Origin of the sequence: Henriciella barbarensis, assembly GCF_003576345.1 — a bacterium.
Classification (GTDB): Bacteria; Pseudomonadota; Alphaproteobacteria; order Caulobacterales; family Hyphomonadaceae; genus Henriciella; species Henriciella barbarensis.
The window spans coordinates 1,568,135-1,581,846 of record NZ_QWGB01000005.1 but is presented as its reverse complement, the minus strand read 5'-3'; the positions used below and the strand labels follow the sequence as shown (position 1 = coordinate 1,581,846).

The 13,712-nt window shown below is 57.9% G+C and carries 13 protein-coding genes; 8 read left to right on the top strand and 5 right to left on the bottom strand.

Annotated features, from left to right (window positions below):
• Positions 1 to 126 precede the first annotated feature (126 nt).
• From D1224_RS10775 to D1224_RS10745, 7 genes are all read left to right on the top strand, one after another.
• Positions 127 to 546: a hypothetical protein gene (locus tag D1224_RS10775; protein WP_119379869.1), complete on the top strand. Its 420-nt coding sequence runs from the start codon at positions 127 to 129 to the stop codon at positions 544 to 546.
• 72 nt (positions 547 to 618) lie between these two features.
• Positions 619 to 1,833 (top strand): TolC family protein, encoded by a 1,215-nt coding sequence (locus tag D1224_RS10770; protein WP_119379868.1) that lies wholly within the window; start codon positions 619 to 621, stop codon positions 1,831 to 1,833.
• Entirely contained in the window at positions 1,830 to 3,674 is a 1,845-nt protein-coding gene (locus tag D1224_RS10765) for an efflux RND transporter periplasmic adaptor subunit (RefSeq protein ID WP_233350491.1), read from the top strand. Before D1224_RS10770 ends, D1224_RS10765 begins: the two co-directional genes overlap by 4 nt.
• A gap of 9 nt (positions 3,675 to 3,683) precedes the next feature.
• Positions 3,684 to 6,899 (top strand): efflux RND transporter permease subunit, encoded by a 3,216-nt coding sequence (locus D1224_RS10760; RefSeq protein ID WP_119379867.1) that lies wholly within the window; start codon positions 3,684 to 3,686, stop codon positions 6,897 to 6,899.
• Positions 6,896 to 7,111 (top strand): hypothetical protein, encoded by a 216-nt coding sequence (locus D1224_RS10755; RefSeq protein WP_119379866.1) that lies wholly within the window; start codon positions 6,896 to 6,898, stop codon positions 7,109 to 7,111. Before D1224_RS10760 ends, D1224_RS10755 begins: the two co-directional genes overlap by 4 nt.
• 94 nt (positions 7,112 to 7,205) lie before the next feature.
• Entirely contained in the window at positions 7,206 to 7,694 is a 489-nt protein-coding gene (locus D1224_RS10750) for a copper-binding protein (protein WP_233350490.1), read from the top strand.
• A 215-nt stretch (positions 7,695 to 7,909) separates the two neighbouring features.
• Positions 7,910 to 8,371, top strand: a complete 462-nt coding sequence (locus D1224_RS10745) for a copper-binding protein (protein WP_233350489.1) — start codon at positions 7,910 to 7,912, stop codon at positions 8,369 to 8,371.
• A 224-nt stretch (positions 8,372 to 8,595) separates the two neighbouring features.
• Here the strand turns inward: D1224_RS10745 and D1224_RS10740 are convergent, their stop codons facing one another.
• Complete coding sequence (locus D1224_RS10740) at positions 8,596 to 9,699, bottom strand: acyltransferase family protein (RefSeq protein ID WP_119379864.1); 1,104 nt, start codon at positions 9,697 to 9,699, stop codon at positions 8,596 to 8,598.
• Between the two features lie 182 nt (positions 9,700 to 9,881).
• On the opposite strand from D1224_RS10740, the gene D1224_RS10735 reads away from it, so the two are divergent.
• A complete protein-coding gene (locus D1224_RS10735) occupies positions 9,882 to 10,586 on the top strand; it encodes an IS6 family transposase (protein ID WP_119379863.1) in 705 nt (234 codons plus the stop codon).
• A gap of 408 nt (positions 10,587 to 10,994) precedes the next feature.
• Here D1224_RS10735 and D1224_RS10730 read toward each other — a convergent pair whose 3' ends face one another.
• The 4 genes from D1224_RS10730 to D1224_RS10715 all read right to left on the bottom strand — a co-directional run bounded on the left by D1224_RS10730 (position 10,995) and on the right by D1224_RS10715 (position 13,686).
• On the bottom strand, positions 10,995 to 12,662 hold the full coding sequence (locus D1224_RS10730) for a recombinase family protein (protein ID WP_119379862.1): 1,668 nt from the start codon (positions 12,660 to 12,662) through the stop codon (positions 10,995 to 10,997).
• Positions 12,662 to 13,084: a DUF2924 domain-containing protein gene (locus D1224_RS10725; RefSeq protein WP_119379861.1), complete on the bottom strand. Its 423-nt coding sequence runs from the start codon at positions 13,082 to 13,084 to the stop codon at positions 12,662 to 12,664. The genes D1224_RS10730 and D1224_RS10725 overlap by 1 nt, the downstream gene beginning before the upstream one ends.
• A gap of 2 nt (positions 13,085 to 13,086) precedes the next feature.
• Positions 13,087 to 13,326 carry a DUF3489 domain-containing protein gene (locus tag D1224_RS10720; RefSeq protein WP_119379860.1) on the bottom strand — a complete coding sequence of 80 codons (240 nt, stop codon included), beginning with the start codon at positions 13,324 to 13,326 and terminating at the stop codon, positions 13,087 to 13,089.
• A gap of 147 nt (positions 13,327 to 13,473) precedes the next feature.
• Positions 13,474 to 13,686 carry a hypothetical protein gene (locus D1224_RS10715; RefSeq protein WP_119379859.1) on the bottom strand — a complete coding sequence of 71 codons (213 nt, stop codon included), beginning with the start codon at positions 13,684 to 13,686 and terminating at the stop codon, positions 13,474 to 13,476.
• Positions 13,687 to 13,712 lie beyond the last annotated feature (26 nt).

Genomic DNA, 13,712 nt, shown 5'->3' with positions numbered 1-13,712 from the left:
CAATGTCGACGAGCGACGAGAAAAGGTCGAGGAGCTTGTGGCAGTGCTCGGCGGGCGCAAAAAGTGATAGAATCTCTCAATGTATTGTACTGAAATTTCTGGATTATTGACCTAACCACCAAACCGATGCCCATTCTGATACGACTCCTGACCCTTTTGGCCGCAGCAATTCTTACTGCGCAGCCTGTCATGGCATGTCCGTTCATGTTGGGCGACGAGGCGGCCACCAAGGTCGAAATCAGCACAAGTCATCCTTGCCACGATATGGCGATGGAAATCGAGGCGGACGCAGATAAATCTCCGCAGTCGTCGTCGGATTCAGATTGCCTGGCGGGCACAGATTGCGCGCCCATGCTGATCCAGGCGCAGTCGGACGCCAACCCAATTACACTGTCTGCCGATCCTTCTCCTGTCCTGCCGATCATACTCGCTGAAGCGCCCGTTGCGTTTCCGCCTGAACGGTCGACCCTCTCGACAGGACCGCCGCCAAATGCAGTCCTGCCACACCAGACACCCATTTCTCTGAAACAGCGCTTCCTGAATTGAGAGCGGTGACCTTCGGCTTCCACAGCAGCCTGACGTCATCGTTTCACACAATTCAGGAATTCCCGTTTTATCATGCCCCACATTGCCAGAATCCTGCTGGTCGCAGCGTTTGCTGCTATTCCACTGGCGACGGTTGCCAGCGCTCAGAGCTTTGATGAGCTTGAAGCCCGTCTCAAGTCGCATCCAAGTCTTTCCGCTCTCGGTTATGATGCCGAGGCCAATCGGGAGCGTGCTATCGCTGCAACAGCGTTACCGGATCCCGTCGTATCCCTTGGGATCAACAACTTTCCGATCTTCGATCCCTCCTTCGACACTTACCTGCCGACCAATAAAGCCGTCGGCATCCGGCAACAAATTCCAAACCTCGCAGGCCGGCAAGCGCGCGCCGGTGAAGCCCGGGCGATGTCGGTCCAGACCGAGGCGATTCGCAATGCTCGTTACGCGGCATTGCGCGCCGAACTGATCGCCCTTCTGGCTGACAAGAGAAGAATAACCAGACAGAAAACTCTCGCCGAAGCGCGAGATGCAAAATATGACGAGCTTGTCGACATTGTAGAAGCAGAAATCGATGCGGGCCGCCCGGCCGTTTACCGCCTCGCGGAGATTGAAAGCGAGCGGGCGGAAGTGTCCCGGACGCTTGTTGATCTCGATCAGCAAGAAGCCGAGACCGATGCGCTCCTGGTCGAGCTCGTCGGTCTGGTTCCCTCGACCAGCGCCCCTCCCCTGAATGAAAAAGACTGGTCCGGTGCCGCGCTTGAGTTCCATAACGTGCGTGTTGCCGATGCGGCGGTCCGCGTTACCAATTACGGTGTCGATGAAGCCCGCTCAGCGTGGAAACCTGAATGGGGCGCCCAGCTCACTTATCAACAGCGCGATGAAGGCGCGATGTTCGCGGGGGATGACTGGGTCTCCGGTATGGTGACTTTTACGGTTCCGCTCTGGGCCGAAAGGAAGCAGGCACCAAACTTGCGCGCCGCTAAGGCTGAGCGGGCCGGCGCCGAGCAACGCTACCAGGCTGCCGCACGGAATGCGGCGGCTCAGTACGCATCCCGGGACGCCATTATCCGCTCGGCCGATGACAGTATCAATGTCCTGCAGGTCAAAATTGCTGCCGTCGAAGACGAAGTCGAGGCCCAGTTGATTACTTATGAGTCCGGTGTTGGCGGCTATGCGCCGATCATCGACGGCGAGATCGCCATTCTCAAACTCCGGGCGGAAATCGAAGCTGAAACGGCCCGCAAGGCTGCTTCGATCGCACGCCTGAATGCCCTCCTGGTAACACAATGAAAAAGACATTCCTGATAATTGGCACGGCATCTGCCGCCCTCTTGTTTGCCACATGCGGCGCGCCTGCCCGAACATCGGGCGGCCAGGCTGAATTGCCAAGCGCTTCGAGCGAGACGCAGCGATACACCTGCCCCATGCATCCGCACTATATCTCGACCGATCCGGACGGCACCTGCCCGATCTGCGGCATGGATTTGGTGCCCGCCCAACATCCGCAGGAGCCGTCAGGCTCAAAAGGAGAAATCCTTTACTACAAGCATCCCATGGGCAAGCCGGACACGTCCCCCGTTCCGAAAAAGGATTCCATGGGCATGGATTATATCCCGGTCTATGCCGATGACACCGGCTCGGGCGTGGCGGTCTCGCCGGAAATGATCCAGACCATGGGGATCAGGACAGCACAGGTCGAGACAAGTGATTTTGGCCGGAGACTGAGAGCCTTCGGTACGGTCGAGACGAATGAGCGGCTGGAGAATGTTACCGTATCGCGGCTGGAAGGCTGGATCGAGGATCTGGCGGTCAATGCCGAAGGCGACACGGTCCGCTCTGGTAGCCTTCTCTACCGGATCTACAGTCCGGACCTGATCGCCGCGCAAAGGGATTATCTGAACTCTTTCAAAATTGGAAACGAGGCGCGTATCGCGTCGGTCCGGCAGCGCCTGCGCTCACTTGGTATGCAGAACGCGGCCATCGACCTGCTCACCGAAACCCGCCAAGTCATTGAGCGCGTCCCGGTCTATGCGGAAGCTGGCGGCACGGTTGCCGAGCTCCAAATCCGCAATGGCGACTATGTAAAACCCGGTACGCCCATATTACGGCTTCAATCCTATGCCGATGTGTGGGTCATTGCCTCTGTGCCGGAGAGCGATTTGCCTCTGGTGGAGACAGGCATGCCGGCCGAGCTCGATTTTCCAAGCGCGCCCGATGCGCCTGGCGAAGGCCGCATCGATTATATCTATCCAACAATTGATCCAAATACCCGCACCGCCGATGTCAGGATCGAAGTGGATAATGCATCGGGCTATCTTCGCCCGGGCGCCTATGCAGACATAAGCCTGAATGTCGGTGGCCATCCGCGGCTTTCGGTTCCGAGTGAAGCCATTCTGCTTGGTGGTGAGGGTGCCAGTGTCGTCATCGCCGAAGGCAATGGCCGCTTTTCCGGACGCGCCGTGCGAACGGGAATCTCAGCCAATGGCCGGACCGAAATCCTGTCGGGACTGGAAAGTGGCGACATGGTCGTCGCCAGCGGGCAGTTCCTGCTGGATAGCGAAGCCAACCTGAAAGAAGGCCTCTCCAAGCTGGAGGCTCCAGAAGCGAGACCGGCCAGTCCGGAAACACCGCTCTCCGATATTCCGATGGACGACGAAACCCTGGCTGAGATCGATCACTTCACCGACATGGCGCTCTATTTCCACGAGGCCCTGACGGATGGGTATGACATTGATCCGCTGTTCGTTGGACCGGCCCTCGCCCTGGCGCCTGTACTGAGAGACCGTTACGCGAATACCAAGCTGGCGCCGGTCATCGATGCCTCGCAAACCGCGCTGGCCGCAGCGCGGGATGCCGCCGGCAATGAAGACCTCACCACTCAGCTCGCCAAACTCGTAGAAGCCCTGAAACCCTGGTTGCTCGACGGCGCGCCACAGCACTACAGAGATGCGGGTCTGGCCCTCTACAGGGACAGGGCAACTGACCGGCACTGGCTTCAGGAGGCTGGCACCCCCGCCAACCCTTATAGCGATGATGGAGAAGAACAGATCGGCTGGCCAGACCCGATGGCCGGCATGCCGATGAATGTCGATCGCGGCGCCCCTGGCGTCAACCAGGCCAGCGAGCGCTAGGAGGTAGGCATGTCAGAACAAGATTCAAACGACCTCGCCGGTCGTGATCCATCAAAATCATGGGTCGCGAAGCTGATCTCTTGGTCGGTGTCCAACCAGCTCATTGTCCTGATGCTCGCTGCGGCCCTCGCCATCACGGGGTGGATGGCCATCCAGCGCACGCCCCTTGATGCAGTGCCGGACCTGACCGACACACAGGTCATCATACGCACCGATTTTCCCGGCCAGAGCCCGCAGATCGTCGAGGATCTGGTTACTTATCCCCTGTCGACAAATCTTCTCGGCCTGCCAAGGACGAAGGATGTGCGCGGCTCTTCCATGTTCGGCACCAGTTTCGTCTATGTCATCTTCGACGATGATGTTGATATGTACTGGGCACGCTCACGCGTCCTGGAAGCCCTCTCAAGACTGGGGTCGGAGCTGCCGGATGGCGCCGTGCCGCAGCTTGGCCCCGACGCGACAGGCGTCGGCTGGGTCTACCAGTATGCCCTGGTCGACAAAAGCGGCAACGTCGATCTCGCGGAGCTCCGTTCGCTTCAGGACTGGTTCCTGAAGCTCGAACTCGCAGGTGTGGAAGGCGTCGCGGAAGTCGCGTCCGTCGGCGGCTTTGTCCGGGAATACCAGGTTCTCCTCGATCCCAACCGCCTGCGAAGTTACGACCTGTCGATTACACGTATACAGGATGCGGTCCGTGCGGCCTCGATCGAGGTCGGCGGCCGTGTGCTCGAACAGGGTGAAACCGAATATGTGATCCGCTCGTCCGGCTATGTCGATGAGAAAATCGATCTCGAACAGGTCGTGGTCAAGGCGGAGGATGGCACACCTGTCCAGCTGAGCGACGTGGCGCGAATTGTCGAAGGCCCGGCTCTCAGGCGCGGTATCGTGGAGCTCAATGGCGAAGGTGAAACGGTAGCGGGCATCGTCGTCATGCGTGATGGCGAGAATGCCCTCTCCGTGATCGACCGCGTGAAGGAGAAACTCCACAGCCTCCAGAGCGGCCTGCCGGAAGGGGTCGAGATAGTCACCGTCTATGATCGCGCCCCGCTCATCGAAGGCTCGGTCGATTATCTGAAGGACAAGCTTATCGAGGAAGGCATCGCGGTCACGCTCGTCATCCTGATCTTCCTCCTGCATGTTCGCTCGTCCCTAGTCGCCATTATTACCCTGCCTCTTGGTGTGCTCGGGGCCTTCCTGATCATGTCCTGGCAGGGCGTCACCGCGAACATCATGTCGCTTGGCGGTATCGCAATCGCGATTGGAGCGATGGTCGACGCCTCGATCGTGCTCGTCGAGAATGCCAGCCGGAAACTGGCGGACTTGGGACCGAAACCCGATCCGAGAGTCCGCCGTCAGGCGCTGGTCGAGTCCGCCCAGGAAGTCGGCCCCGGCATATTCTTTTCACTCCTGATCATCACGGTCTCCTTCCTGCCGGTCTTTGCCCTGACCGGTCAGAGCTTCAGGCTCTTCAGTCCGCTTGCCTATACCAAGACGTATGCGATGGCCTTCGCCGCCATCCTGTCGGTCACGCTCGTGCCTGTCCTGATGCTGCATCTCATGCGGGGGCGCTTTCGCCGCGAGGAAGCCAATCCACTGAACGCCTTCTTCGTCTGGGCCTACAAACCGCTGCTCCATCTAGCCCTGAGGTTCAAGTGGATCACAGTCGCCCTTGCACTCGCGCTGACGGCTAGCGTCATCGTGCCCGTCCAGAGGATCGGCTCGGAATTCATGCCGGCCCTTTATGAAGGCGAGCTCCTCTATATGCCGACCACCCTGCCCGGCGTGTCATCGACCAAGATGCGGGAGATTCTTGGCCAGACAAACCGCGTCATCAAGACTGTTCCAGAAGTCGACCGTGTCTTCGGCAAGGCCGGGCGCGCCGATACCGCAACCGATCCGGCGCCACTCACCATGATCGAGACATGGATCGAGCTGAAACCGAAGGACGATTGGCGGCCAGGTGTGACGGTCGAGGACATCACCGATGAGCTCGATGCCAAGCTGCAAATGCCCGGCCTTGTGAACTCATGGGGCTACCCGATCAAGATCCGTATGGACATGGTTTCAACAGGTGTGCGCACGCCCATTGGTATCAAGGTCACCGGAGACGATCTGACCGAGATCGAAGCCATTGCCCGGGAGATAGAAGCGGCCGTTTCGGACGTACCCGGAACGCGCTCGGCCTTCGCCGACAGGGTCATGGGCGGCAAATATCTCGAGATCACGCCGGACCGAGGCGAACTCGCCCGGCGCAATATCGACATGGCCACCTTCCAGTCCGTGATCCAAACCGCCTTGGGCGGCATGACACTCACCCAGTCTGTCGAGGGCCGGGAACGCTATGACATGATCCTGCGCTATGATCGGCCATTTCGTGAGAGTGCCACAGACCTGGAAGAGATACTCGTCCCCGCCCCGTCCGGCGCCCATATCCCTCTCAGCGAACTGGCGGACATTTCCTATACGGAAGGCCCGCCAATGATCCGGTCGGAAAATGCCCGGCTGACTGGCTGGGTTTTCGTCGATATCGCGGACCGGGACATGGGCAGCTATGTTGCAGACGCCAGACAGATGATTGCCAACGCCGTCAACCTGCCCGCTGGATATGCGGTGGAGTTCTCCGGCCAGTATGAACAGATGCAGGAAGCGAATGCGCGGCTGAAAATTGCCATTCCAGCGGCGATTGCCCTGATTTTCCTGCTCCTGATGCTCCATTTCGGAAGGCTCGACCGGACCCTCATCATCATGGCGAGCCTGCCTTTCGGCCTGATCGGCGGGATGTGGGCCGTCTGGCTGGCTGGCTACAACCTGTCTGTCGCCGTGGCCGTCGGCTTCATTGCCCTTGGCGGTATTGCTGTGGAGACTGCCGTCGTGATGCTGCTCTACATCGACGCGGAAGTGCGAAAGGAAAATCCCGTCGACGATGCGGGCTTGTTCGCCGCCGTCAGCAAAGGCGCGGCCATGCGCGTCAGGCCCAAGCTGATGACTGTCACGACCATCTTTGCGGGTCTTGCCCCGATCTTCCTGACCGACGGTCTCGGGTCGGACGTCATGCGCCGGATTGCCCTGCCCATGCTTGGCGGCATGGCCTCAACCCTCATCCTCTCCCTGATTGTGATCCCGGCCATCTACTACATCCGAGTGGGGTTGCAGATGCCATCAGATTTACCCCGGACCGAACCGGATAACCGGACCGGCTCATTAACCCCCGAAGGAGAAAAATTATGACCAGACAACTGTTGAAACTACCGCTTTTGATTCCAATGCTAGTCAGTGGCGCCATGCTGCCAGCGGCCGCACAGGATCGCTCACCAGACAGAATGATGATGGACGGCGGCATGATTGGTGGTGGCCTGTTCGGCATGATTTTCATGCTGCTTGTTTTGCTCCTGCTCGTCCTCGGTATCGCTGCCCTCATCAAATATCTGAGGTCGAAATAACAGTCCCGTATTCATCCACCTTATCCCCCCCGTCCCGGACGCGCATCGGGGGCCTCTGTTGAAAGCCGCGCCAGACAACCCACAAAGGAAGAAAATGATGAAAACCCTCGTCAGAAAGACCAGCGTCACAGGCGCAATCCTCGGACTGGCCCTGATCGGTCCGGCGCTCGCCCAGGAGGCCGGCATGAAAGACATGGACATGTCCGGCATGAGCTGCTGCGGCGACATGGCGCCCGGCTTTGGTGTCATTAACAGCGTCGATCTGGATGCCCGAACCGTCAATATTTCACACGACCCGATCAAGAAGATCGGCTGGGATGAAATGACAATGGACTTCGAGGTCGGCGGAATGGTTGCGCTCGACAAATTCGAGAATGGTGACAACGTCCATTTCGTGCTCAAGAAGGACGCCAGCGACAATTATGATATCGCCATGATGATGCCGATCGGCGGGGATCCGCATGCTTTCAAGCAATCCATGATGTCGATTATGAAAGGCGGTGGCATGATGGACTGCAACATGGGCGGACACGGACCCATGTCTGGCATGACGCCTGATGAGCACGTCAGCGGGCATCACTAACCGCTTTTTTAGCATTTCAACCCGGCTTTCCCGCAAGCCGGGTCTCAGACGCTCGGCAACCATTTGCCTTGGAATGCGCGGCCTGCGCGCTTTCCGACTCGGATCGCCACCCGGCCACTCGCTTTATTGCCTCTGGGGTCAAAGCTTTTCGCTAGCGCCGAACCAATCGAAGAAGACACAAATCCATTTAAACTCAGCCTCCAAAAGGACCCGCTATGACACCATTGAACCTGATCGCAGTTAGCCTATTCGCGTTTGGCCTCGTAGCCTGCGACAATGCCCGCGACACACTACCCGCCTCGGGGGACACAGCAGCAACGCCCATGGATATAGCCGAAGACAACGCTATGCATCACGCAGGTCATAAGGCCGGCAATGGTGGCATCGGTCACGCCTTCGGCACAATCCGATCGGTCGATGACGAACAGGACTTTCTGACGATCGAGCACGGCCCCTTCGAGGGCATTGCCATGGGCGCCATGACCATGGGGTTCGGTATTATGGGCGGAGTTGATCTCTCTCGTTTTTCCGAAGGCGACGAGGTTGAATTCATGGTCAAACAAGGCCGCGACGCCTCCTACAGGATCATGGCGATCTGCAAGAAAAATACCGACGGTGCAAATTGCCTTGACGGCGTGATGGACCACCAGGAATCAAACGGGGAGGTTGCAGAATAAGCGCTCTCCGATGGAGCGCCGGCTATATAGATGGGTCGTTGTGATCTTCGGCATCCAGATACTGCTCTGGATGATGTGATCGTGTGGCAGAGATTAAGGCAATCGGGATGTCCGGCTCAAGCAAAGTTCAACTGAAGGTGCCAAAGCGAGCTAGTTTTTTTCTAAATGTCGCAAAAACTCGCCGATCGCGATCAAGCGGGATCTTCGGGCGTTCGCTGAGCCTTTCAATTGTAAACAACGCGGCTGGGGCTTCGATTGATTGCACTGTTCAAACTAACGCCTAGGGCTGGCTTTGCCCGCAGAGCCGGCTCTTCGACAAAATGACGAAGCGCTATAGCCATTATGAGCGTACTAGAGGCCATGACAGCGAACAAGGTGCCTATCCCAATACCAGGATTCAGCGCCACAGCCATCTGTCCAATTGGCCAATGCAGGATGTAGACGCCGTAGGATATATCTTTAACGTCTCGAACTTGCCGCCCCATCGAGCCAGGGATCTTTTTAAACCCCAACCATAGTAAGACGTACGCATTGGCGAGTTGGCCGACGACTATGCCAGCAGGAGTTCCGAAAGAGGCATAGGCCAACAACAGGACCAGGACCGAACCAAAGGCAGTAAGGGCGATTAAATGTTTGAGGCGGTAGAAAAGCGCCCCTGTCATAAATGCAGGTCCGAAGCGAGCCATAGCTCCAGCAGTTTCATCTAGTGGACCGGTATAGGTAAACACTTGAATGCTGAATGATGCTATCAAGGACGCAGCGAAAATCGCTGGTATGCCCCAAGACTGACGCCATACGCCTAGGCCAGCTGCGACACCTGCTAGCACATAGCAAACCAACTCGTAGCGAATAGTCCACAGAGGCCGGTTAATTTCATTTATTGCATTGTGCTCGAATACGCCTTGAAGTTCGCCTTGCGGGTTGAGCTGTGACAGTGTCAAAAATGGATAAGCCCAGCTTTGTGAAGAAGCGAAATACGCGCTTATTGAAAGGTTTGTCATTATCGGCCCGAGTAATAGCCAACAGGCGAAAACAACAATGACCAAGCCAGGAAAAATGCGGAGGCTCCGCGCTAGCCAATAACTTGTCATATCCTGCGATTTGGCTAGCGACGCGGCAAGCATATAGCCTGACAAGATAAAGAAGCCATCGAGCGCGTATTGTACAATGGTGTCGATTACGCTTGCCCATGTCCCTTCCATCGGTAGGCCTTGGGGTATCATGAGCGAATGTCCATATAGGATAAGGAATGCAAATCCGATCCGTAGCGCTGTGAAATTGTTCAGCCGATCTTCAAGACGGCCATGGCCTAACGCAGTTGTTGTCATCGACACTTCTTTCGCTTCGCTGATCGAGGGCAACGCAAGGATTGGGCCAACTGGGGCACTGTCAGACTAAACCAGCATTGAGCGCCTAGGTGGATCTGGATAAGTTCAGTCCATGCTCAAAAGGGTATTGTCAGAAGAACTTCGCTTGAGTCGGCCATCCCGACCGCCCTACTCTCTCCGGCATGACAAAATCTCCATTCCGCTACTTCAAAACGTCGCCTGAGATCATCCGCCTTGCCGTCATGATGTATGTACGGTTCCCACTATCTCTTCGGAACGTCGAAGATCTTCTCCACGAGCGGGGGATCGAAGTCAGCCATGAAACGGTCCGGTACTGGTGGAACCGCTTTGGCCCCATGTTTGCCAGCGAGATCAGGCAGCGCCGTTCACAGCAGCTTCGTCAGATCACGCAATGGCGATGGCATCTGGATGAGGTCTTCGTGAAGATCAACGGAAAGACGCATTATCTCTGGCGAGCTGTCGACCATGAAGGCGAAATTCTCGAGAGCTATGGCACGAAAACTAGAGACAAATCAGCGGCTTTGCGATTCTTAAAGAAAGCCATGAAGCGCTACGGCGCACCGCGGACAGTCATCACCGATCGGCTAAGATCGTACGGCGCAGCGATGAAGGAGATAGGGAATATCGATCGGCAGGAGGTCGGTCGCCATCTCAACAATCGAGCTGAAAATTCACATTTGCCGTTCCGACGACGAGAGCGAGCGATGTCGAGGTTCAGGCAAATGTCGAACCTGCAGAAGTTCGCGTCGACACACGCTTCGTTTCACAACCACTTCAACCTGGACCGTCACCTCAATTCAAGAAGTCGCTTCAAGCTGAACCGAGACGCCGCCCTCCTCGAATGGCGCCAGCTTCTGGCCGTCTAAGCCGGTGTATTCATTGAAAAACAGAGACCACTTTGCATTAGTCTGACAACACCGCCACGCAGACCCTGATTTGAAAACCAGATCCGGATTGCGCCCTGATCGCCCGCCACTGGCGGGCTTTTTCTTGAGCTGCCGTCTCTGCTCGCCCGATTTTCCCTGCTCTTCCCGCAATTTTCGCCAGTCGTCTCTAACGGCCACTTTCGCCAGATCTCTTAGGCCCGCTTTCCCTGATACCCCCCGATTTACAGGGTATTTTGCAGAATTATCAGGGACGGGCTTGGAATCCACTTCCCGCAAATGCAGTGTTTACAAGGGGTTAGAAGTCAAATTCCCTAAACCACGGAACAGGGAATGGAAATCCGCGGATCAGGGAATTTGATTCCGGGAACAGGGAACGGCATCGGAAGATCAGGCAAACGCAAATCCAAGCACTTCTGCCTGGCGATCCCAGTCCAGCGGGATGTCTGTACGCAGCAGCTTTTCGAGGCTGAGATCGGCGGGCTGGCGGCCATCCAGAATGGCCTGAACGATGGCCGGCGATAGGAAAGCGAGCTTCAATCTCTGACGCAGCGGCGATGTCGTCCAGCCGATGCGCCTGGCAATATCCGGCAGCGATGCGCCGGCCTTCCATTCTTCCGCCCAGGCATGCGCACGCGCGACAGCCTTGATCAGCGTCTCATCCCGGTTCGGTGTTTCAGCGCCAAGAATGAGGATCGTCTCGACCCCGCGCTTGCGTTCGGTGAAAGCTTCAACATGCACCAGCGCATCCCGGGCAATGTCTTCACGGCAGAGCCCGCACGCCTCAGCAATCGCATCCGGATTGACAGCCAGCCGCATCTCGCCCGGCTTAAGATCGATCCGCTCGACAAGTCGAACGAGAGCAGGTGTCTGGTTTGCGGTCAGCTGCTCACCAAGCCTCGATAGAGCAGCTCTAACTCTGGCAAACGTTTCAGCGCCGGGAGCGACAAGCAATTGCTCCGGCGCCTTCTCCAGCCAGTTGCCAATCGCTTTGGCGACCGCCGACTCCAATTTTGCAGCTGGCAGTCGCCATCCGGCGGCGTATGCCTCGTCACCTTTCATCACGCTTCTGGAAACATAGTAGCGCCAACGTCGTCCTCTCGTCGTGGCATAGGTGGGCGTGAGCCGATTACCGGCTTGATCGAACAATCGCCCGGTCAGAGGTGATCCCTCCGTCTTGATTGCACCACCCTGCCCGCGCTGGCGCCCACCTTTGGCAATTAACGCTTCCTGGATACGGCTCCAGATCGCTTCCTCGATGATCGCGGGATGGTTCCCCGGATAGGCATTTTCCTTGTGCCGGATCATCCCGCGATAGACGGGATTGGTGAGGATGGAATGGAAGGCCCCGCGGGACATCACGCATCCGCCCAGCGACTTGCCGCTTTTGAAGGTTCGCCTCTTCGATCGGATGCCTTCCAGCTCTGCCTGCCGGGCGATGCGGCCAAGACAGCGATGCTCGTCATACAGATCGAATATTCGCTGAACCTGCTTGGCCTCATCCTCGTTGCGGACAAGCTCCCGCGTGTTCGGATCGGGATGCGGATCGTAGCCAAGCGGCGCCAGCCCACCCATCCAGAGGCCCCGCTTTGCTGATGCTGCGAGCTTGTCCCGGATGCGCTCGGCCGTGACCTCCCGCTCAAACTGGGCGAATGACAGCAAAACGTTGAGCGTCAGCCGCCCCATACTGGTCGATGTGTTGAAGGCCTGCGTAACCGACACAAACGAGCAATCCGCCTTGTCGAACCGCTCAACCAGCCGAGCGAAGTCTGCCAGTGACCGCGTCAGCCGGTCGATCTTGTAGACCACCACCATGTCGATGCGACCGGCATCAATATCGTCGAGCAGTGACTGAACTGCCGGGCGTTCAAGATGACCGCCCGATATCCCGCCATCGTCATAGCGGGTCTCGACCAGCTTCCAGCCCTCATGCTTCTGGCTTTCAATATAAGCCTTGCAAGCCTCCCACTGCGCATCGAGCGAGTTGAAGTCCTGCTCCAGCCCCTCCTCGCTCGACTTCCTGGTGTAGATTGCGCACCGGATAATCTTCTTCGCCATCAGCCAGTCTTTCGCTGCAGGCCGAAGAAACGCGGCCCCGACCAGCGAGCGCCCGTGATCTCGCGAGCGACGGCACTGAGGGACCGGTATGTCTTACCGCGATACACCGCACCTTCCTTGGTGACGTCGACAACATGCCGAACGCCATTCCACTCGCGGACCAGCCGGGTGCCCGTCGTTGCTACCTTTGCCGGCGACTCCGGCACCCCATTCGCTACGATAGCCTGAAGAGCGGACCGGGTCCGCTTGCGGAGCCCGCCATGCTGTCGAGCCTGGAGCTCATAGGCGAGAAGCCGCGCCAGAAAGGGTGTGCTGATTTTCCTGGGCAGCGCGCCGAACTCCTCCAGCGACCACAGCTCCAGCAGGTCCCCACGGGACATATCCCGCAGGGCATCCAGCTCGGTCGGTACATCGACCGGCATGCTCAGGCTTTCTCCAGGCGGTATCGCGTACATCGTTCACCCTCTGCAGGTGGCACCTTTTCAAGCTTGCCGTCGCCGGCCCGCAGGCGTGTCAGCGCGGCGCGAACTGTATGCGGCAGCCAGTCTAGGGCTTTCGACAGTTCGTTGACGGTGACGCCCTCCGCTTTGCCGAGCAGCTGGATCAACTGCTCGCGCTTGGTGAGAGGCTTCTTTTTCGTTTGGGTCTTGGTTGCTTTGGCCATGTGGCCCTCCTTCAGTCAGATTGCAGAAGCGATCATCCGCTCCCACTGACTGAAGGCCCGACCTGGCCGAAGGTGCGGGCAGCGCGGTCTTTCTATTGTGGCGCTTGCACACTGACGCTCTGTTGCGCGCTGAAGTCCAGTCGAAAGTCAGCTGTCCGGCCGATTTTTCCGATGGGCTTCCAGAGCACTCTCTGCGAGTTCTATCGCCTTTCGTGCATTCGCGATCGCAAGCGCGGCCAGCCGTTCAAACATCAACCCACAAAGTTTCGGCGACTGGGCCTGGACAGCCGCCTCATGCGCGTCTTCCAGCGCCATGGTGACATCCGCCATGAGCTTCTTCGGGAGGTCGTTTCGAGCCATGACCCGACGAATGCTCCAAATGGCGT

What these genes read in the sequence shown, in the direction of transcription:
- D1224_RS10775 (WP_119379869.1), top strand. Translation starts at nt 127, where the DNA reads ATGCCCATTCTGATACGACTCCTGACCCTTTTGGCCGCAGCAATTCTT.
- D1224_RS10770 (WP_119379868.1), top strand. Translation starts at nt 619, where the DNA reads ATGCCCCACATTGCCAGAATCCTGCTGGTCGCAGCGTTTGCTGCTATT.
- D1224_RS10765 (WP_233350491.1), top strand. Translation starts at nt 1,830, where the DNA reads ATGAAAAAGACATTCCTGATAATTGGCACGGCATCTGCCGCCCTCTTG.
- D1224_RS10760 (WP_119379867.1), top strand. Translation starts at nt 3,684, where the DNA reads ATGTCAGAACAAGATTCAAACGACCTCGCCGGTCGTGATCCATCAAAA.
- D1224_RS10755 (WP_119379866.1), top strand. Translation starts at nt 6,896, where the DNA reads ATGACCAGACAACTGTTGAAACTACCGCTTTTGATTCCAATGCTAGTC.
- D1224_RS10750 (WP_233350490.1), top strand. Translation starts at nt 7,206, where the DNA reads ATGATGAAAACCCTCGTCAGAAAGACCAGCGTCACAGGCGCAATCCTC.
- D1224_RS10745 (WP_233350489.1), top strand. Translation starts at nt 7,910, where the DNA reads ATGACACCATTGAACCTGATCGCAGTTAGCCTATTCGCGTTTGGCCTC.
- D1224_RS10740 (WP_119379864.1), bottom strand. Translation starts at nt 9,699, where the DNA reads ATGACAACAACTGCGTTAGGCCATGGCCGTCTTGAAGATCGGCTGAAC.
- D1224_RS10735 (WP_119379863.1), top strand. Translation starts at nt 9,882, where the DNA reads ATGACAAAATCTCCATTCCGCTACTTCAAAACGTCGCCTGAGATCATC.
- D1224_RS10730 (WP_119379862.1), bottom strand. Translation starts at nt 12,662, where the DNA reads ATGGCGAAGAAGATTATCCGGTGCGCAATCTACACCAGGAAGTCGAGC.
- D1224_RS10725 (WP_119379861.1), bottom strand. Translation starts at nt 13,084, where the DNA reads ATGCCGGTCGATGTACCGACCGAGCTGGATGCCCTGCGGGATATGTCC.
- D1224_RS10720 (WP_119379860.1), bottom strand. Translation starts at nt 13,326, where the DNA reads ATGGCCAAAGCAACCAAGACCCAAACGAAAAAGAAGCCTCTCACCAAG.
- D1224_RS10715 (WP_119379859.1), bottom strand. Translation starts at nt 13,686, where the DNA reads ATGGCTCGAAACGACCTCCCGAAGAAGCTCATGGCGGATGTCACCATG.